Raw genomic sequence first — 18,553 nt, 5'->3', positions numbered from 1 at the left:
AAGTCCGGCCGCGGGTGCGCCGCGGTGGACTGCGTTACTCCGGAAACGTTGCCCCGAGCGCCGAGAGCACCCCGTAGGCCTTGGCGCGGACCTCGTCCCATTCGTCTTCGGGCACGGAATCGGCCGTGATCGCGCCGCCAACGCCCAGGCTCAACCGGTTGCCGTCCATCACGAGGGTGCGGATCACCACGGACAGGTCCGCGGCCCCGTCCAGCGAAAAGTAGCCCACGGCACCCGAGTAGACGCCGCGGGGTCCGGTCTCCAGCCGATCCAGGATGTCCATGGTGCTGATCTTCGGGGCGCCCGTCATCGATCCGGCGGGAAAAGCAGCGGCCACGGCCTCCGCCCGCACCGCCCCGGGCAACAGCTGCGCGTCGATCGTGGACACCATCTGGTGCACCGTCGCGTAGGACTCTATGGCGCACAGCCGGCTCACCTGCAGCGAGCCCGGCACGGCAAAGTGGCTCAGGTCGTTGCGCAGCAGGTCCACGATCATGATGTTCTCGGCGCGGTCCTTGGCGCTGCCGGCGAGTTCCTCTACGACGGCGGCATCGGCGTCGGGATCCTGGAGGCGGCGGCGCGTGCCCTTGATCGGTTCGGCCCGCAGCCGGCCACGGGCGTCGAGGCCCAGGAACCGCTCGGGCGACGTGCTGGCCACGGTGAGCCGCCCGAACCGCAGGAGGCTGGCAAAGGGCGCGGGGTTGCGGCTGCGCAGGGCCAGGTAGGTGTCCAGCGGATCCAGCGGTTCCGCCGCAGTCGCCTGCAGCTCCGTGGTCAGGCAGACCTCGTAGGTGTTTCCCTCGGTGATTTCCGCCTGCGCTTCCCGGATTTTGGCCAGATAGGCCTCGCGCGTGTCGCGGGAACGGAATTCCGGCGCCTGTGGCGGCGCGGCCGGAGCCGGGGCGGGGCCGGCGGCCGGGGACAGTCCGCTGACCACCGCACCGGTAGCGGCGAGCCAAGCGTCGGCGTCGTCCCCCGCGGACGGGCCGGCCAACGCGAGGAGCCACGTGCACTGCCGCCCGTGGTCGAGCACGACGGCCCGGCCGGCGAACAGCAGAGCGGCATCCGGCGCCCCGTCCGGCACCTCTGCACCGGCGTCCGAGCCCCCGGTCTCGCGCTTGAGCCCGTAGCCCAGGTAGCCCAGCCAGCCCAGGGCGAAGTTCCCGGGGACCCCGGCCGGCAGGGTGACGGTGCGGCGTCCCCACACGGTGTCCAGCCAGCGGAAGAAACCGCCACGGATCCGGGCGGTGGCGTTGCCCTGGCCGACCACGGTGGTGCCGTTGCGGTGTTCGGCCCAGGCGCCGAAGGCTCCGCCATCGTCGGCCAGGACGCTGATCCGGTTCCGGTCGGCGGATTCACGGGTATTTGAACTGTCCAGCCAGACGCTGCGGCCGGAGCCGGCGTACAGGCGCCGGTAGATGTCTTCGGCGTCCGGATAGGCGGCCAGGCGTTCGGCGACCAGGCGGACGCCCTCGCGGGCCGCGCGCTCCGGGGCCAAAGCGTGTTCCAGGGCGGGCACCGAGGCCAGCGCGTGGAGCACCTGCCGGGGATCGGTGCCGGAGGGACCGGCTTCGACGACGACGTCGGCGGCCGCCGCGACGTCGTCGCCGGCCAGCCAGGCCTCTTCCTGCTCCGCCCAGACGTCCCAGAACGGTTCATACGCAGCGCCGTCCCGGGACAGGGCGCGGGTGCGCCGGTCGGCGGAGGGCGCCTGCAGCCAGATCACGGCGTCGAGCAGCCCGCGGGCAGCGGCATGGGCGGCACCGACGCCCTCGAACACCACCACGTCGGCCGGCTCCGTGGTGCGGGAGGCGCCGTCGCCGTTTGCTTCCCAGTCCCAGGCGGTCCAGTGCGCGCTGTCCCCGGCGGCCAGGGGCCGCAGCACGGTTTCCAGGTACCGCTGCTGCCCGCCGGCCAGGCCGTGCCAGCCGGGGTAGATGTCCTCCAGGTGGAACAGCGATACCGTGCGGTGGACCCGCAGCATCGCTGCCAGTTCCACGGCCAGCGTGGTCTTGCCGGCCCCCGAGCGCCCGTCGACGGCGATCAGTACGGGCTTAGTGCGCACGGATTTCCCCGCATCCGGTCGCGGCGGCGGCCCGGACCGGGGGATGCCCCCGGACGGGACCGCGGCGGCAGGGGCAGCCGGCGCTGGCGGCGATGATGCGGTACATGTCCTTGAGTCTATGAGAACCGGGCTACAGGAACGCCAGCATGAGGCCGACGGCGATGAACAGCGTGCCGAAGACCCGGTTCATCATCATCAGCCCGCGCGTGGTCCGCGTGAAGCGCTGGAAGGACCGGGCCGCGGCAGCGAAGAAGAACCACATCACGAGGATATCCACCACCACCACGGTGGCGATCAGGACCAGGTACTGCGGCAGCTGGGGCTGGTCCAGCCGGATGAAGCCGGGCATGAAGGCCAGGAAGAAGACGATCGCCTTCGGGTTGAGCAGGTTGACCCAGAGTCCGCGCCGGAACATGGAGAAGGCGGGCTCGTTGCGCCGCGACTCTTCGATTTCCGCGGTGCCCGTCGGCTTGGCGAAGAACTGCCGCAGGCCCAGGTAGATCAGGTACACCGCGCCGGCGTACTTGATGGCGGCGAACAGCATCGGCGAATTGGATACCAGCAGGCCCAGGCCCAACGCCACGATCACCACGTGGATGACCAGGGCGGCCTGCTGGCCCAAAATCCCCCAGATGGAACGGCGGAAGCCGGCGTTGAGCGAGTTGCTCATGGTGTTGATGGCGCCGGCGCCGGGGGTGAAGCTGATGACCAGGGTGGCGCCGAGCAGCGCCAGCCATAAGGAGATTTGCACCAGATGATCCTACGGTGCGGACCGGAAGATTTCGGTCAGCGGGACTCGAGCACGGCAATGGCCGCGTTGTGGCCGCCCAGGCCGCTGACCCCGCCGCCGCGCCGCGCGCCGGCCCCGCAAAGCAGGATCCGCCCGTGCGCCGTGCCCACGCCCCAGCGCCGCGCCGGGGTGTCGAGCGGTTCGTCGTCTTCGGCGAACGGCCAGTCCAGGGGACCGTGGAAGATGCTGCCGCCGGTCAGGTTCAGCTCCCGCTGGAGGTCCAGGGTGGTCTTGGTTTCGATGCACGGCTCTCCGCGTTGATCGCGCAGGATGCAGTCCTCGATCGGCTCGGCGAGCACGGAATTGAGCGAGGCGAGCACGGCGTCCTGCAGCCGCTGCCGCATCGCGTCGTTGTTCTCTTCGGTGATCAGCCGGTGCGGGGTCTGCAGCGTGAACACGGTGAGCGTGTGGGCTCCGGCTGCCTGCAGTTCCGGCGAGAGGATGGAGGGGTCGGTCAAGGAGTGGCAGTAGATCTCGGCGGGCAGCGGATCCGGCACCCGGCCCGCGGCCGCTTCGGCTGCGGCCCCTTCCAGCTGCGAGTACAACTCGTTGATGTGGAAGGTGCCGCCGAACGCCGCCTCCGGCGCCACCAGGCCATCGCGCAGCTTCGGCAGCCGGGACAGCAGCAGGTTCACCTTCGCCTGCGCGCCTTCCGGCGCCGCTTCCGGCCGGGTGGCCGGCCCGGCGCCGGCGGCGGCGAGCAGCCCGTTGAGGACGGCGGGGGAGACGTTGGCGAGCACGCGTTCCGCCGAGACGACGACGCCGCCCGCGCCGCCGTCGTCGTACGTCACCTCTCCCTCGGGAGAGACGGAGGTGACCCGCGCCCGGGTCCGCAGCTCCGCGCCGGCGCTGCGGGCCGCCTTTTCCAGCGCCGCGCTGACCGCACCCATGCCGCCTTCGGGCACGTCCCAGTCACCGGTCCCGCCGCCGATCACATGGTAGAGGAAGCATTTGTTCTGCTGCAGCGAGGCGTCGTGGGCGCCGGCAAAGGTGCTGATCAGGGCGTCGGTGAGCACCACCCCGCGGACCAGATCCGAGCCGAAACTGCGCTCGAGAACCTCGCCGATCGGCCGGTCGATGAAGTCGTGCCAGGCCTCGTCGTCGCCGACCCTGCTGCGCGCCTCGGAGCGGCGGGGCAGCGGTTCGGTGACGGAGGGCCAGAGGGCCCGCGCCAGCCGGCCGGTGCGCTGATAGAACCCGGTGAAGGGCTCGAAGTCGGTGGCCGCGCCCACGGCGGCGAAGGAGGAGCGGGTGGCGTCCGGGTCCTGGTTGTCCACCAGCAGGCCCGCCGCGGTCCCGGGCAGGGGAGTGTATGACGAGAAGCGCCGGCGCAGCAGCCGCAGGTCCAGCCGGAGGTCCTCGATGATGCGACGCGGCAGCAGGCTGACCAGGTAGGAATAGCGCGAGATGCGGGCCCCGGTGCCGGGAAAGACTTCCGCCGAAACCGCGGCGCCGCCGACCTGGTCTTCGCGTTCGAGCACGAGGACGCTCCGCCCGGCGCGGGCAAGGTAGGCGGCCGCCACCAGGCCGTTGTGGCCGCCGCCGGCGATGATCACGTCGTAGTGCCCGGGCATATCAGTCCTTCCGTCCCGCCGGCGGGATCAGGGTTTGCGGGCCAGGATCTCGCCGTTGGGAATCAGGAACCACGCATCCGGGGCAGCGGCCCACGTCAGCCATCCCCGGGCTATCCGTTCCAGTCCGGCCCGGTCGATCAGTCCGCGCTCCAGCGACTGTTCCGCGTAGCCGGAATGCAGGACCCGCTCCGACCAGACTTCGCCCTGCCAGCGGCGCTGCTCCTCGGTGGCGTACAGCCAGTTGGACGACGACGGAGTGATGTCGTGGAAACCGGCCGCCTGCGCCCAGGCGATGAGGTGCCGGCCGGCGTCCGGTTCGGCGCGGTTGCCGCGGGCAAGCTGCTGGTAGGTCTCCATCCAGTCGTCGAGTTCGGGCAGTTCCGGGTACCAGCTCATGCCGTGGAAGTCGGCGTCCCGGACGGCCACGATGCCGCCCGGCTTGACCACCCGCCGCATCTCGTAGAGCGCGGCCACCGGGTCGGTCAGGTGCTGGAGGACCTGGTGGGCGTGCACCACGTCGAAGGTGTCGTCATCAAACTCGAGGTCGTAGATGTTGCCCGCGACGAAGGTGGCGTTCTCGATTCCGCGCAGGGCGGCGAGTTCGGCCGCCTGGGTCAGGACATCGTCGGACCGGTCCAATCCAGTCACCTGTCCCGGGGCCACCCGCTCGGCCAGATCAACGGTGATGCTGCCCGGGCCGCAGCCCACGTCCAGCAGCATCATGCCCGGCTTGAGCTCCGGCAGCAGGTAGGCCGCGCAGTCCTCGGCGGTCCGGATGGCATGGGCTTTAACCACGCTTTTGTGGTGGCCGTGGGAGTAGACCTCGTCCTTCATAGTGGGAGACTACTCCGCGCCCCCGCGGGCAGGCGGCTGCCATGCCGGAATGTTGCGCTATTTGTCGGCCGACGCGACTTCGTTCGATGCGACTTCGGCCGACGCGACCTCGGCACAGGCGGTTTCGGTGGCGGCGATGATGTCCGCCAGGAACGCCGCGAGCCGCTGCCGGTCTTCCGCCGGATAGTCGGAGAGCACCCGGCCGATGTTGCGGGCCAGCGGCGCGAACATGGCGCCGCCGGTGGCGCGGGCCAGGTCCGTCAGCTCCAGGTGCACCTTGCGGCGGTCGGTGTCGCTGCGGGTCCGCTTCACGTGGCCGGAGCGGTCCAGCCGGTCCACCAGCGCGGTGGTCGCCGGCGAGCTGAGGTGCAGCTCGTTCCGCAGGCTGCCCGGGGTCACCGTGCGGCCCTCGGCGGCCGCCCGGACCATCGCGGCCAGGGCGTTGAGGTCGGTGCGGTGCAGGGCGTCCCGCTCGCTGACCGCTTCGATGTAGCGTTCGCTCTCCAAGACGAACTGCTGCAGCAACAGCAGCAGCCGCTCTTCACTGTGCGCCACGTTCCTCCCTCCGGCAACCTCTCCAAGGATAGTTCACCCGAGACTTATCTCCACGTTGGAACTACTCTATAGTGGAGCTTGTTTTAGTCCGTCGACTGACAGAGGTCCGGTTCCCATGGCCCGTTGGCTCAGAATGCTCCTGCCCGCCCTGGTTGCGGTTGCCTGGCTCGCCGCCGCGAGCCTGGGCGGACCGACCTTCGGCAAGCTCTCCGAGGTCTCCACCAACGACCAGGCGGGATTCCTTCCGGCCGGCGCCGAATCCACCGCCGTGGGCGAATGGCAGGAGCGGTTCCTGGATGCCGATGCGGTCCCGGCCATCGTGGTGGTCGAATTCGACGACCCGCTCCAGCCGCAGCAACTGGCCGAGTATGCCCCGCTGGCCGAACAGCTGTCGGAGGCCATCGGGACTGCGGGAGGGGGCGCCGCCGGGGTGGTCGGCCCGATTCCGTCCGAAGACTTCGAAGCGGTGCAGTTCATCGTCCCGGTGCCCGAGGACCTGGATACCGGCGAGGTGGTCGCCGGCCTGCGCGCCGTGCTGGCGGCCGAACTCCCGGTTTCCGCCACCGGCTATGTGACCGGACCGGCCGGGTTCATCGCCGACCTGGTGGAGGCCTTCGGCGGGATCGACGGGCTCCTGCTGGCCGTGGCGCTGGGCGCCGTGTTCGTCATCCTGCTGCTGGTCTACCGCGCGGTCCTGCTGCCGTTCCTGGTCCTGCTCACCTCCGTGTTCGCCCTCTGTGCGGCCATCCTCGTGGTGTACTGGTTCGCCCTGCAAGGCTGGATCCGGCTCAGCGGGCAGAGCCAGGGGATCCTGTTCATCCTGGTAATCGGCGCCGCCACCGACTACGCCCTGCTGCTGACGGCCCGCTACCGCGAGGCACTGGGCGGGCAGGAGTCGAAATGGGCGGCAATGAAAACCGCCTACCGGGGGTCCGTCGAGCCGATCGCAGCCTCCGGCGCCACGGTGATCCTGGCCCTGCTCTGCCTGCTGTTCTCGGACCTTAACTCCAACCGCAGCCTCGGGCCGATCGCCGCGGTCGGCATCGTGTTCGCCGTCCTGGCCGCGCTGACCTTCCTGCCCGCCGTGCTGCTGCTGGCCGGCCGCGCCGCCTTCTGGCCGATCGTGCCCCGCCCCGGCCACCACCTGCACCGCGCGCGGCCCGACCGCCCCGTGGCCGGCACCGAGGGCCTCCGCGGGCTCTGGCTGCAGGTGGCCCGGCTGGTTGCCCGCAGGCCGCGGGTGACCTGGCTGGCTTCGGTGCTGGTCCTGGTGGCCGGGGCGCTGGGCGTGCTGCAACTGCAGGCGCACGGCGTGCCGCAGTCGGAGCTGGTGATGGTGCAGACGGATTCCGCCGACGGGCAGGAGGCCTTGGGCCGGCACTTCGACGCCGGCACCGGCAGCCCCGCCGTCGTCGTCGCCGATGCCGCGGCGCGGGACGAGGTGCTGGACGTGGTCCGCAACCAGGAGGGCGTGGCGTCCGCGCAGTTTTACACCCGCGGCGACGCGGTGGTGGAACTGGACGGCCGGGTGCTGATCAATGCCACGCTCCGGGACGTGCCGGACTCCGGCGCAGCCGAGGGTGCCGTGGCCGACCTGCGCGGCGCGCTGGACGGCGCCGATCCGGGCGCGCTGGTCGGCGGCGTCACCGCGGTGGCGCTGGATACCAACCTGACCGCGCAGGCCGACCTGCTGAAGATCACCCCGATGGTGCTGGGCGTCATCCTGCTCATCCTCATCCTGCTGCTGCGCTCGGTCCTGGCCCCGGTGCTGCTGGTCCTGTCCGTGGCGTTGTCCTATCTCACCGCCCTGGGAGTCTCGGCGCTGATGTTCAACCATGTCTTCGGCTTCCCGGGGGCGGATGCGTCGGTGCCGCTGTTCGGCTTCGTGTTCCTGGTGGCGCTGGGCATCGACTACAACATCTTCCTGATGACCCGGGTGCGCGAGGAATCCCTGCGGCTGGGCACCCGGCCCGGCATCCTGCGGGGGCTGGGCTCCACCGGCGGCGTCATCACCTCGGCCGGCGTGGTGCTGGCGGCGACCTTCGCCGCGCTCGCGGTGATCCCGATCCTGTTCCTGGTCCAGCTGGCGTTCATCGTGGCGTTCGGGGTCCTGCTGGACACGGTCCTGGTGCGGTCGCTGCTGATCCCGGCGCTTTCCTACGACCTCGGACCGAAGATCTGGTGGCCGGCCAAGTTGTCCCGGCGAGGCCTCCCACGGGACCCGGCGGAGCAGAAGTTGAGTCTGGTGCGCTCAACTTGATTGACAAAGCCTGTCGTCCGAGTAAACTTGAGTGCAGAAGGCTCACATCGGCTGCCGCCCACCGCGGCGCCACCCGGATACTCCGGGGGTCGGGCCGCCCACAGTAATCCAGGCCGTTGCGGCGGCCGCAAAGGAAGGACACGCGTATGTCTCGTGCAGTAGGTATCGACCTCGGAACCACCAACTCCGTTGTTTCAGTTCTGGAGGGTGGCGAACCCACCGTCATCGCCAACGCCGAGGGCGGCCGCACCACGCCGTCCGTCGTCGCGTTCTCCAAGTCGGGCGAGGTGCTGGTCGGCGAGATCGCCAAGCGCCAGGCCGTCAACAACATCGAGCGCACCATCGCCTCGGTCAAGCGCCACATGGGCACCGACTGGAAGGTGGAGATCGACGGCAAGAACTACACCGCCCAGGAAATCTCCGCCCGCATCCTGCAGAAGCTCAAGCACGACGCCGAGTCCTACCTGGGCGAGAAGGTCACCGACGCGGTGATCACCGTGCCGGCGTACTTCAACGACGCCGAGCGCCAGTCCACCAAGGAAGCCGGCGAAATTGCCGGCCTGAACGTGCTGCGCATCGTCAACGAGCCCACCGCGGCGGCCCTGGCCTACGGCCTCGACAAGGGCAAGGAAGACGAACTGATCCTGGTCTTCGACCTCGGCGGCGGCACGTTCGACGTGTCCCTGCTGGAAGTCGGCAAGGACGAGGACGAATTCTCCACCATCCAGGTCCGCGCCACCTCCGGCGACAACCGTCTCGGCGGCGACGACTGGGACCAGCGGGTGGTTGACTTCCTGCTGCAGCAGGCCAAGTCCAAGGGCGCCGACCTGTCGAAGGACAAGATCGCCCTGCAGCGCCTGAAGGAAGCGGCGGAGCAGGCGAAGAAGGAACTGTCATCGGCCTCCTCCACCAACATCTCCCTGCAGTACCTCTCCGTCACCCCGGAGGGACCGGTGCACCTGGACGAGCACCTGAGCCGGGCCAAGTTCCAGGACCTGACCGCGGACCTGCTCGAGCGCACCAAGAAGCCGTTCCACGACGTGATCACGGAAGCCGGCATCAAGGTCTCCGACATCGACCACATCGTGCTGGTCGGCGGCTCCACCCGCATGCCCGCCGTCGTCGAACTGGTCAAGGAAATGGCCGGCGGCAAGGAGCCGAACAAGGGCGTGAACCCCGACGAGGTCGTGGCCGTTGGCGCCGCCCTGCAGGCCGGCGTCCTGAAGGGCGAGCGCAAGGACGTCCTGCTGATCGACGTCACCCCGCTGTCGCTGGGCATTGAGACCAAGGGCGGCGTGATGACCAAGCTGATCGAGCGCAACACCGCGATCCCGACCAAGCGGTCCGAGACGTTCACCACCGCGGATGACAACCAGCCCTCCGTGGCCATCCAGGTCTTCCAGGGCGAGCGCGAATTCACCCGCGACAACAAGCCGCTGGGCACCTTCGAGCTGACCGGCATCGCGCCGGCGCCGCGGGGCGTGCCACAGGTCGAGGTCACCTTCGACATCGACGCCAACGGCATTGTGCACGTGTCCGCCAAGGACAAGGGCACCGGCGCCGAGCAGTCGATGACCATCACCGGCGGCACCGCGCTGTCCAAGGATGACATCGACCGCATGGTGCGGGAGGCCGAAGAGCACGCCGCCGAGGACAAGAAGCGCCGCGAGGCCGCCGACGTCCGCAACTCGGCCGAGCAGTTGGCCTACTCGGTGGACAAGCTGCTCGCCGACAACGATGACAAGCTGCCCGAAGAGGTCAAGACCGAGGTCAAGGCCGACGTCGACGCCCTGAAGTCCGCACTGGAAAAGCAGGACAACGACGACGAGGTCAAGGCCGCGTTCGAGAAGCTGCAGGCATCCCAGACCAAGCTGGGCGAGGCCATCTACTCGCAGGCGCAGGCCTCCGGCGCGGCCGGTGACGGTGCGGCTGCCGGCGACGGTGCCTCCGATGCCGGCTCCGGTGCGGCCGACGAGGACATCGTGGACGCCGAAGTGGTCGACGAAGACGAGAAGAAGTAACCATGGCCGAAAAAGGTAACGAAGAAGAACACCAGAGCGAGCCGGTGAACTACCGCGACAACCGCAAGATCGATCCGGAAACCGGACAGGTCCGCGGTGCCGCGGGAGCAGCCGGGAACGCCGGGCAGGCCGCGGAAGCAACCGCCGCGGCCGGCCAGGGCGCCGACGCCGACGCGCTGGCCCAGGCGGAGCAGATCCTGAACGGGGCCGAGGTCCCGGCCGGGGAATCTGTTGCCCAGGGGAGCACGTCGCAGGAGGCCGAGGAGTTGAAGAACGACCTGCTCCGGCTGCAGGCGGAGTACGTGAACTACCGCAAGCGGGTGGAACGCGACCGCGCCGTGGCCGGCGAGATGGCCGTCATCGGCGTGCTGAACTCGCTGCTGCCCGTTTTGGACGACATCGATGCGGCGCGCCAGCACGGCGATCTCGCGGACGGACCGTTCGCGGCCATTGCCACCAAGCTGGACGGTGTGCTCAAGACCTACGGCCTGGCCCGCATCGAGGAGACCGGCGTCGAATTCGACCCGAATATCCACGAGGCCTTGATGCAGCAGCCCGACGCCGAGGTGGAGTTGGACACCGTCAGCCAGGTCCTGCGCCTGGGCTACCGGGCCGGCGACCGGGTACTGCGCGCCGCCCAGGTAGTGGTAGCCGTACCGGCAGAATGACACCGGCAGCGGGCGCCACGGCGCCCAGCCCCTGATGACGGGTTGGCCTTCGGACGCTCGGAGGCCAACCCGTCCGTCCGGGGGCGCCGGTGCCCATAGACTTTGTGACAACTGAAAGGAGGCGCCTGCATGGCTAGCCAGGACTGGGTCGAGAAGGACTTCTACAAGATCCTCGGTGTCTCCAAGGACGCATCCGACGCGGACATTAAGAAGGCGTACCGCAAGCTCGCGCGGACCCACCATCCGGATACCAACCGGGGGGACGAAGGTTCGGAAAAGAAGTTCAAGGACATCTCCGAGGCCTACTCGGTCCTCTCGGACCCGGGGGAGCGCGAGCAGTACGACGCGATCCGCGCCATGGGCAGCGGCGCGCGCTTCAGCGCCGGCGGTCCCGGCAGCGCCGGCGGGCCGGGCGCGGGCGGCTTCGAGGACATCTTCGGCAACCTGTTCGGCCAAGGCACCCGCACCCGCACCGGCTCCGCGGGCACCGTGCCGCCGGAGTTCGCCGATCTGTTCGGCGGTTTCGGCGGTTTCCCGCAGCAGCAGCCCCCGCGCAGGGGCGCCGACCGCACCGCAACCACCAGCATTTCCTTCGCCGGTTCCATCAACGGCACCACCATCGGGCTGCGCGAACCCAGCGGCGAAGTGATCGACGTGCGGATTCCGGCCGGGATTAAAGACGGCCAGAAGGTCCGCGTCCGCGGCAAGGGCCAGGCCGGCCCCGCCGGCGCGGGCGACCTGATGGTGACCGTCAACGTCAAGCCCCACCCGTTCTTCCAGCGCGACGGCGACAACATCCGGATCCACGTCCCGGTCACGTTCCCGGAGGCCGCGCTGGGCGCGCAGATCGACGTGCCGACCCTGACGGGTGAATTCGTCAAGGTCAAGGTGCCGGCAGGAACACCCTCCGGCCGAACGCTCCGCGTGAAGGGACGCGGGGTGAAGACCTCGAAGAACACCGGCGACCTGCTCGTGACCATCGACGTGGTGGTCCCGCAGAACCTTGGGAAAGAGGCCGAAGACGCGGTTAACGCCTTCGCGGCGGCGACTGCCGGGTCCGACCCGCGCGGGAATCTTGCCGCCAAGGCCAGGCTGTAGCGGGAAATTACGACAGGTCGGGACAGTCCGGACGGGAAACGCGCGAAGCGCAGGAGGGAGAGCACCATGAGCATCGATATGAACGCGCCGATCTTCGTGATTTCGGTGGCGGCCGAACTGGCGGACATGCACCCGCAGACGCTGCGCCAGTACGACCGTCTCGGCCTGGTCTCTCCGTCGCGCCAGCGGGGCAGGCAGCGCCGCTATTCGCAGAAGGACGTGAACACCCTGCGTGAGGTCCAGCGGCTGTCCCAGGAGGGCGTCTCGCTGGAAGGGATCAAGCGCATCCTCCAGCTGGAAAACGAGGTCGCCGCGCTCAAGGCCCAGGTCCGGGACCTCTCCGAGGAACTGATGGCACGGCAGCGCCGGGGCACCGACTCCAGCCGGGTGTTCGCCGCCGGCCTCGCCGGCGACGTGGTGACGCTGGCCCGCGGCCAGCGGCCGCGTCCGCGCAGCCAGGCGCTGATGGTCTGGCGGCCGCAGCGCTGACCCGTCCGGCCGGCGCCTGTGATCGGACGCCCGCAGCTGCCGGCCCCGGGCAGGCGGCTGCGGGCAGGATGGCGGCGTGGAGCTACTTGATCATTTCGCCGTCGGGGGCGACCACAAACCAGACGTCGTTCACGCCCTGTCCGGTCGTGTCTCCCGGGGCCTTGTCCTGCGCCCAGTAGTAGATGGGCATGCCGTTCAGCGTCACCTGCTGTTGCCCGTCCGGGGTGTCGATGAGGCCCACCTCCGCGGTGACCCCGTCGAGTTCCGGTTCTTCCTCGGCCAGCACGGGCGGCCACGCGGCCAGGCAGTCGCCCGTGCAGGCGCTCTCGCCTGAGTCCGGGACGTCCTTGGTGAAGTAGTAAACGGTCATGCCTTCGCCGTCCACCACGATTTCGCCCAGGTCGGATTCGGCCGTCGTGAGGGTAGAGGCGGCGCCGGATGCCTGCGCGCCGCCGGTCTCCCCGCCGTCTGTCTTCGGCGCCGCCGGCGTGGTCATTCCGGGGGCGCCCGTCGTCGGCGCCTCGCCTGCCGGCGGCGCCTCCGGGCCGGCAGGCGTTTCCGTACCCGAGCCTCCTCCGCACCCGGCGAGGCCCATCATGGCGGCGGCCAGCAGGGCTGCCGCGGCTGTCTGCGTGATTCTCATGGGGTTCCTTTGCGGTCTCCCGGGCGGTGCCCGGAACGTCGTGCCGCGGGGCGCGCGGCCCGCTATTGGCAAAGACGCCGGCCGCACCCACAATGGTTCAACGTCGGGCGGAGTGGATCCCGCGGGCTGGATGAACCGGAACGCCGCCGCCGTCGTCGTACCCGGTAGGACGCCGCGTGGGACGCTGCACGGGGACGTCCGCCGCCGGCGGGGCGGCCGGGGCTGCCGGGAGGAAGGAGGCGGCCGTGGCATTGGACGACGAGGCCGTGGCCCGCCTCTACCGCGACCACGCCACGGCGCTGCGCCGGTTCGTGCGCGCGGCGACCTCCGACGCGGACCAGGTGGAGGACGTGGTGCAGGAGACGATCCTGCGGGTGTGGAAGCGCGGCCCGGAAACCGACAACATGCGCGGCTACCTCTACCAAACCGCCCGTCACGTCATTATCGACGGCTACCGGCGCCGCACCCGGCGGCCGGGCGAGACCGGCTTGGGCGAGGACGAGCCGGCCAGCGAAGAAGACCAGCTGGAGCGGCTCCTGCTCCGTGTGGTCATGGAGGAAGCGCTGGCTCGCATCAGCCCCGAGCACCGCAACATCATCCTCGCCCTGCACTACCAGCGGCTCACGTCGTCCGAAGCCGCCCGGTCGCTGGGCATTCCTCTGGGCACTGTGAAGTCGCGGGCGTTCTACGCGGCCAAGGCCCTGCGGGCCGTACTGGACGAGATGGGGGTGGGGCAGCAGTGAATGCCAACGAGGAACAGCACCAACTGCTCGGCCTCTATGTGCTGGGCGGACTGGACCGCCGCGAACGGGCGGGCTTCGAAGAACACCTGGCCTCCTGCCCCGCGTGCCGCCGGGAGGCCGCGGAGCTGGAAACGCTGCCCGATCTGCTGGACGCGCTGCCACGCGACGCCGCCTTGGAGCTGGCGGCACCGCCGCAACACGAAGTCGAGGAACGCACCCGGGAACTGGTGGACGAACTGGCCCGCCGGCGGCGGAAGGAGCGACGGCGGTGGGCCGGGTTGGTGGCGGCCGTGGCGGGCGTGTGCCTGGTCGCCGGGGCGGCCATCGGGCCGTTGCTGACGCAGCAGCAGCAGCCGCCGGCGACGGAGAGTTATGTGATGACCGCCGACGGCGGCCTGCAGCTGGAGCTGGCGCTGGTGCACAAGGCGTGGGGCACCGAGATGCAGGTAGCGGGGGAGCAGCTGCCGCGGGACGGACTACTCACCCTCTGGGTGACAGGAGACACCGGCTACACCTATCAGGTGGCCTCTTGGCAGGCGACGCCGGCGGGCCGCGCCACGCTCACCGCAGCCTGCGCCATGGCCACCGACGAAATTGTCCAGGTGGAGCTTCGCAACGGGGCGGACACAACGCTGGCGGCAGTGGCCACGGACTGAGCCCGCGGGGTCCAGTGCGGTTTAGCTCAGGCGGGGATCAGTTCCGGCGGTAGGCCAGGTCGAAGATCATCCGCCCGGCGTCGTGGGCCTTCTGCTCGAAGCTGGTCATGGTCCGGCCGTCGAAGCGGGGCGCCCAGCCGCCGTGCTCATCCATGCCTTCACCGGTGCTGGCATTTCCGGTACTGACCGGGATCTTGCCTTCGCGCACCGGGGCGCCGCCCACCACGCCTTCCACGCCGCTTTCCCAGACCTGGGTCAGCGGGCTGTTTTTGCCGGTGCGCTCGCCGGCATGCAGGTTGCGGAAGTCCGGCGAGGCGTCGGCCACCCGGCGCATCTGGATCGCGTAGTCGGACCAGTCGGTGGCCAGGCGCCAGATTCCGCCCGGCTGCAGGACGCGGGCGGCGAGGTCCGCGAAGCTCTCCTGCACCAGCCGCCGCTTGTGGTGGCGGGTCTTGTGCCACGGGTCGGGAAAGAACACCCAGAGCTCGGCGACCGAGGACTCGGGCAGCATGGTCGCGAGGGCGTCAGGCGCGTTGACCTGCGCCACCCGCACGTTGGACAGGCCGTGCTGGCCGATCCGCAGCAGGGTCTGCGCCAGCCCCGGCCGGTAGACCTCCAGGGCCAGGAAGTTCCACTCCGGATGCTGCTCCGCCGCATGGCAGACGGCCTCCCCGAGGCCGGATCCGATCTCCACCACCAGGGGTGCCTCGCGTCCGAAGGCTGCCGCCGCGTCGAAGACATAGTCCGGGTCCACGGTGGTGTCGCCGCCGTGGCGCGGGAGGTCCACGGCGAACCTGGGGCCGTATTCGTCCCAGGCCTGCTGGCGGCGGCCCTGCAGCCGGGATCCGCGGCGCACAAAGCTGACCGGACGGGCGAGGTGGGTGGGCTGCGCGAGGCGCGCACCGTCGTCGTTCGCGGGAAAATCAGGGGTGGGGGAGTCGCTGGTCATCCCCACCAGAGTATCGCCCGTGCGCGGGCGGCCCGGACGTGCTGCTAGACTGGTGCTACTCGGAGGCGCAGTTTGACGCGTTTCCCTGCGTCGATGAACGCTTTCAATTGCGCCGCCGCTTTCCGTCTAACGACGTGACCGGACAGGTCCGGGCGGTTGGCACTGTCTGATTTTTCTTCGGCGACCCTGGGCTAACCTGCCGCGGGGACACTGACCGGAAGACATTCTCACTTTCTTATGACTACTTTTGTTGCCCTTGGCGTGCCCAAGGCCCTTGCTTCGAAGCTCGCTGCCGATGGCATCGACGCCCCGTTCCCCATCCAGACCGAGACGCTGCCCGATACGCTGGCCGGCCGGGACGTGCTGGGCCGCGGCCGCACCGGCTCCGGCAAGACGCTCGCGTTCGCGCTGCCGCTGGTCGCCAGGCTGGCCGAGCGCGAGGCCGCCCATTTCCGCAAACCCGGACGCCCGCTGGGCCTGGTCTTGGCGCCGACCCGTGAGCTGGCCACCCAGCTCAATGCCACCATTGAGCCGCTGGCGTCGGAGCTGGGCCTGAACACCACGGTGATCTACGGCGGCGTCTCGCAGCAACGCCAGGAAAAGGCGCTGCGCGCCGGCGTCGACATCGTGATTGCCTGCCCGGGCCGGCTCGAAGACCTGATGAAGCAGAAGATCATCACGCTGGAATCGGTGGAAATCACCGTCCTGGACGAGGCCGACCACATGGCCGACCTGGGCTTCCTGCCCGTGGTGAAGAAGCTGCTGGACACCACCCCGGCCGGCGGGCAGCGCATGCTGTTCTCCGCGACCCTGGACAACGGCGTGGACAAGCTGGTGCAGCGTTACCTGTCCAGCCCGCTGACCCACTCCGTGGACGACCCGCAGGCCGCGGTCACCACCATGGAACACCATGTGCTCGTAACCCGCGATGCCTCCGAAAAGAAGCAGGTGCTCAACCGGCTGGCCGCCGGAGCCGGGCGCCGCGTGCTGTTCACCCGCACCAAGCACCACGCCCGGAAGCTGGCCAAGGCCCTCACCGCCGCCGGCATCCCGGCGGTGGACCTGCACGGCAACCTGTCGCAGAACGCCCGCGACCGCAACCTCGCCGAGTTCTCCTCCGGCCATGTGCGCGTGCTGGTCGCCACGGACGTGGCCGCCCGCGGCGTGCACGTGGACGAGGTGGAACTGGTGATCCACGTGGATCCGCCCACCGAACACAAGGCGTACCTGCACCGTTCCGGCCGTACCGCCCGCGCCGGTTCCGACGGCACCGTCGTGACCCTGGCGCTGCCGGAACAGCGGCTGGAAGTCGGCAAGCTGATGAAGGCGGCCGGCGTGGACGTAGCCTTCGAAAGCGTCACCGCGTCCTCGGACCTGCTGGTGAAACTGGTGGGCGAGGTGGCCGCACCGGTCGATCCGCAGTTGCGGGCCCAGCAGCAGGCAGCGAACCTGCCGCAGCACGGCGGCGGCACTTCCACCGGCGCCAACGCCCAGCGCAAGCGGGCCATGCGGTCCGGCGGCCGCGGCGGACGGACCCGCTCCAGTGAAGCCCGCCAGGCCTCCGGCGCCGCACGCGCCGGCGGTCCGGAGAGCGGCCAGCGCCAGCCGGCCCGCGGCGAAAACCGCGGCCAGGCCGGCCGGGACGTTGCGGCCCGCAGCCACGGCAGCCATCGCAGCGCCGCCGGGGCGGATACCGCCGGGCGCCGCGGCCAGTCGAGCACCGCGGCAGGCGGCCGCAGTGCGGGGCCGGCGCGTTCCGGCGGCCCGGCCCGGTCGGGCGGCGCGCCGCGCACCGCCGGCGGTCCGCAGCGCTCTACGGCCGGCGGCACCCGCCCGGTCTTCCGGTCGGAGACTCCGGCTTCCGAGCGTCCGGCCCGCCGCGGCCCGCGCCGCGCCACGGCGCCGGCTTCGCAGGAAAAGCGCCGGACCAGCTAGGCCGGGCGCAGAGCCGAAGGCCGCAGGGCGGCCCCTCCGTACGGAAGGGGCCGCCCTGCGGCCTTTAATTTTCGACAGGGAAGTCTTGTCGTGCCGGGGGCCGCGCTGCGGTGCTCCACCGACGACCCGCGCCTCAACGGCACATCGGGGGCCACTCAGGGTCGTCCCGTATGGCGGCCGGGCGCGTCCGTGGCCAGAATGGTGGGATGAAGGCACTCCTGAACGTTATCTGGCTCCTGTTCGGCGGCATCTGGCTGGCGCTGGGCTACTTCCTGGCCGGCATCGTCTGCTGCCTGCTGATCGTGACGATCCCGTTCGGCATTGCGTCGTTCCGCATCGCGGGCTATGCGCTGTGGCCGTTCGGCCGCATGGTGGTCGACCGCGGCGGGCGCACCTACTTTATGTCCACGCTGGGAAACATCATCTGGCTGCTGGTCGCCGGCATCTGGATCGCGATCGGGCATGTGCTGACGGCGGTGGCGCAGGCGATCACCATCATCGGCATCCCGCTGGCGATCGCCAACCTCAAGATGATTCCGGTGTCCCTGACGCCGCTGGGCAAACAGATCGTGCCCACCGACCGGGCGTTCCCGGGCTACATTCCCGGCTATCAGCCGGGACCCGTTACCTGGCGCTGACCCGTCGGTGCGGCCGGCCGGCCAGGCGGGCGGCTACTCGATCTGCAGCCGGCGGCTGTCGCTGAGCCCCGGCGTGCGGCGGGCCGATGCCGGCACCACAAAACGCCGTCCGGTGACCACCGTGGGAACGATGCGGACGAAATTGTTCTTTTCGCCCGACTGCCAGGGGAACAGCGGCAGCATTGCCGATTCCAGGACGTCCTCAATGCTGTTCATCCGCTGGGCGCTGCCGCGCGCGACGGCGCTCCAGGCGACGCCGGTGGCCGGATCGAAGCCGTCCACCTCCAGAACCACTTCGCCGGCGAGGGCGGCGTCGAGCTTGGTTCCCGGGGCGGAGCGGAACACGATGCTGCCGTGATCCACGACGTAATTGACCGGAAAGATCTCCGGGTGGGAATCGACGACGACTCCGAGCCGGCCGAAGTCAGCGCTGCGGAACAATTTCCAGCAATCGGCCACAGGCAGCTGTGTCGTCGATGAAGGCATCTCGTTCGCGGTGGTCATGGCATCAGTCTATTGACCGCTGACAGGCTGGGATAGGGCGCGGATTCCGCCGGTCGGGTGCCGTTCCGGGGTCGCCGGGGCGGCCCCGGAATTCAGGCGCCCAGGTGGTGCACTGCGTCCCATTATGTGTT

The 18,553-nt window shown here is 69.9% G+C and carries 17 protein-coding genes; 9 read left to right on the top strand and 8 right to left on the bottom strand.

Annotated elements, in window-relative coordinates; genetic code table 11:
* Positions 1 to 34: 34 nt before the first annotated feature.
* The 5 genes from pabB to AC5RTY_RS02405 form a co-directional block, all read right to left on the bottom strand.
* Positions 35 to 2,065, bottom strand: a complete 2,031-nt coding sequence (gene pabB / locus AC5RTY_RS02425) for an aminodeoxychorismate synthase component I (RefSeq protein WP_494138909.1) — start codon at positions 2,063 to 2,065, stop codon at positions 35 to 37.
* Between the two features lie 130 nt (positions 2,066 to 2,195).
* Entirely contained in the window at positions 2,196 to 2,816 is a 621-nt protein-coding gene (locus tag AC5RTY_RS02420; protein WP_494022345.1) for a LysE family transporter, read from the bottom strand.
* A gap of 35 nt (positions 2,817 to 2,851) precedes the next feature.
* A complete protein-coding gene (locus AC5RTY_RS02415; protein WP_494138908.1) occupies positions 2,852 to 4,429 on the bottom strand; it encodes a phytoene desaturase family protein in 1,578 nt (525 codons plus the stop codon).
* Positions 4,430 to 4,456: 27 nt separating this feature from the next.
* Positions 4,457 to 5,263 carry a class I SAM-dependent methyltransferase gene (locus tag AC5RTY_RS02410; protein ID WP_494000697.1) on the bottom strand — a complete coding sequence of 269 codons (807 nt, stop codon included), beginning with the start codon at positions 5,261 to 5,263 and terminating at the stop codon, positions 4,457 to 4,459.
* Between the two features lie 57 nt (positions 5,264 to 5,320).
* A complete protein-coding gene (locus tag AC5RTY_RS02405; protein WP_494138907.1) occupies positions 5,321 to 5,818 on the bottom strand; it encodes a MarR family winged helix-turn-helix transcriptional regulator in 498 nt (165 codons plus the stop codon).
* Positions 5,819 to 5,933: 115 nt separating this feature from the next.
* Here AC5RTY_RS02405 and AC5RTY_RS02400 point away from each other — a divergent pair, with 115 nt between their 5' ends.
* From AC5RTY_RS02400 to AC5RTY_RS02380, 5 genes are all read left to right on the top strand, one after another.
* Positions 5,934 to 8,078, top strand: a complete 2,145-nt coding sequence (locus AC5RTY_RS02400; protein WP_494138906.1) for an MMPL family transporter — start codon at positions 5,934 to 5,936, stop codon at positions 8,076 to 8,078.
* Positions 8,079 to 8,224: 146 nt separating this feature from the next.
* Positions 8,225 to 10,099, top strand: coding sequence for a molecular chaperone DnaK (gene dnaK, locus AC5RTY_RS02395; RefSeq protein WP_494000694.1), 1,875 nt, complete (start codon positions 8,225 to 8,227; stop codon positions 10,097 to 10,099).
* A 2-nt stretch (positions 10,100 to 10,101) separates the two neighbouring features.
* A complete protein-coding gene (locus tag AC5RTY_RS02390; RefSeq protein ID WP_494138905.1) occupies positions 10,102 to 10,767 on the top strand; it encodes a nucleotide exchange factor GrpE in 666 nt (221 codons plus the stop codon).
* A 129-nt stretch (positions 10,768 to 10,896) separates the two neighbouring features.
* Positions 10,897 to 11,865, top strand: a complete 969-nt coding sequence (locus tag AC5RTY_RS02385; protein ID WP_494138904.1) for a DnaJ C-terminal domain-containing protein — start codon at positions 10,897 to 10,899, stop codon at positions 11,863 to 11,865.
* A gap of 66 nt (positions 11,866 to 11,931) precedes the next feature.
* Positions 11,932 to 12,354 carry a heat shock protein transcriptional repressor HspR gene (locus AC5RTY_RS02380; protein ID WP_493978112.1) on the top strand — a complete coding sequence of 141 codons (423 nt, stop codon included), beginning with the start codon at positions 11,932 to 11,934 and terminating at the stop codon, positions 12,352 to 12,354.
* A gap of 82 nt (positions 12,355 to 12,436) precedes the next feature.
* Here AC5RTY_RS02380 and AC5RTY_RS02375 read toward each other — a convergent pair whose 3' ends face one another.
* Complete coding sequence (locus AC5RTY_RS02375) at positions 12,437 to 12,997, bottom strand: COG4315 family predicted lipoprotein (RefSeq protein WP_494138903.1); 561 nt, start codon at positions 12,995 to 12,997, stop codon at positions 12,437 to 12,439.
* A 245-nt stretch (positions 12,998 to 13,242) separates the two neighbouring features.
* Between AC5RTY_RS02375 and AC5RTY_RS02370 the strand changes: the two genes are divergently transcribed.
* Both AC5RTY_RS02370 and AC5RTY_RS02365 read left to right on the top strand, forming a co-directional pair.
* Entirely contained in the window at positions 13,243 to 13,740 is a 498-nt protein-coding gene (locus AC5RTY_RS02370; protein WP_494000690.1) for a sigma-70 family RNA polymerase sigma factor, read from the top strand.
* Positions 13,737 to 14,396 carry a zf-HC2 domain-containing protein gene (locus tag AC5RTY_RS02365; RefSeq protein WP_494138902.1) on the top strand — a complete coding sequence of 220 codons (660 nt, stop codon included), beginning with the start codon at positions 13,737 to 13,739 and terminating at the stop codon, positions 14,394 to 14,396. The genes AC5RTY_RS02370 and AC5RTY_RS02365 overlap by 4 nt, the downstream gene beginning before the upstream one ends.
* A 37-nt stretch (positions 14,397 to 14,433) precedes the next feature.
* On the opposite strand, the gene trmB is transcribed toward AC5RTY_RS02365, so the two are convergent.
* Positions 14,434 to 15,345, bottom strand: a complete 912-nt coding sequence (gene trmB, locus AC5RTY_RS02360; protein ID WP_494138901.1) for a tRNA (guanosine(46)-N7)-methyltransferase TrmB — start codon at positions 15,343 to 15,345, stop codon at positions 14,434 to 14,436.
* A 237-nt stretch (positions 15,346 to 15,582) separates the two neighbouring features.
* Between trmB and AC5RTY_RS02355 the strand changes: the two genes are divergently transcribed.
* Positions 15,583 to 17,280 (top strand): DEAD/DEAH box helicase, encoded by a 1,698-nt coding sequence (locus AC5RTY_RS02355; protein WP_494138900.1) that lies wholly within the window; start codon positions 15,583 to 15,585, stop codon positions 17,278 to 17,280.
* 206 nt (positions 17,281 to 17,486) lie between these two features.
* Positions 17,487 to 17,918, top strand: a complete 432-nt coding sequence (locus AC5RTY_RS02350; RefSeq protein ID WP_494000686.1) for a YccF domain-containing protein — start codon at positions 17,487 to 17,489, stop codon at positions 17,916 to 17,918.
* A 33-nt stretch (positions 17,919 to 17,951) separates the two neighbouring features.
* Here AC5RTY_RS02350 and AC5RTY_RS02345 read toward each other — a convergent pair whose 3' ends face one another.
* Positions 17,952 to 18,422: a pyridoxamine 5'-phosphate oxidase family protein gene (locus tag AC5RTY_RS02345; protein WP_494012875.1), complete on the bottom strand. Its 471-nt coding sequence runs from the start codon at positions 18,420 to 18,422 to the stop codon at positions 17,952 to 17,954.
* Positions 18,423 to 18,553: the final 131 nt, after the last annotated feature.

The sequence above is a fragment of the Arthrobacter sp. Y3224055 genome (assembly GCF_059090825.1).
The sequence above is the reverse complement of the archived record's forward strand: the minus strand, read 5'-3'. Positions and strand labels throughout refer to the sequence as shown.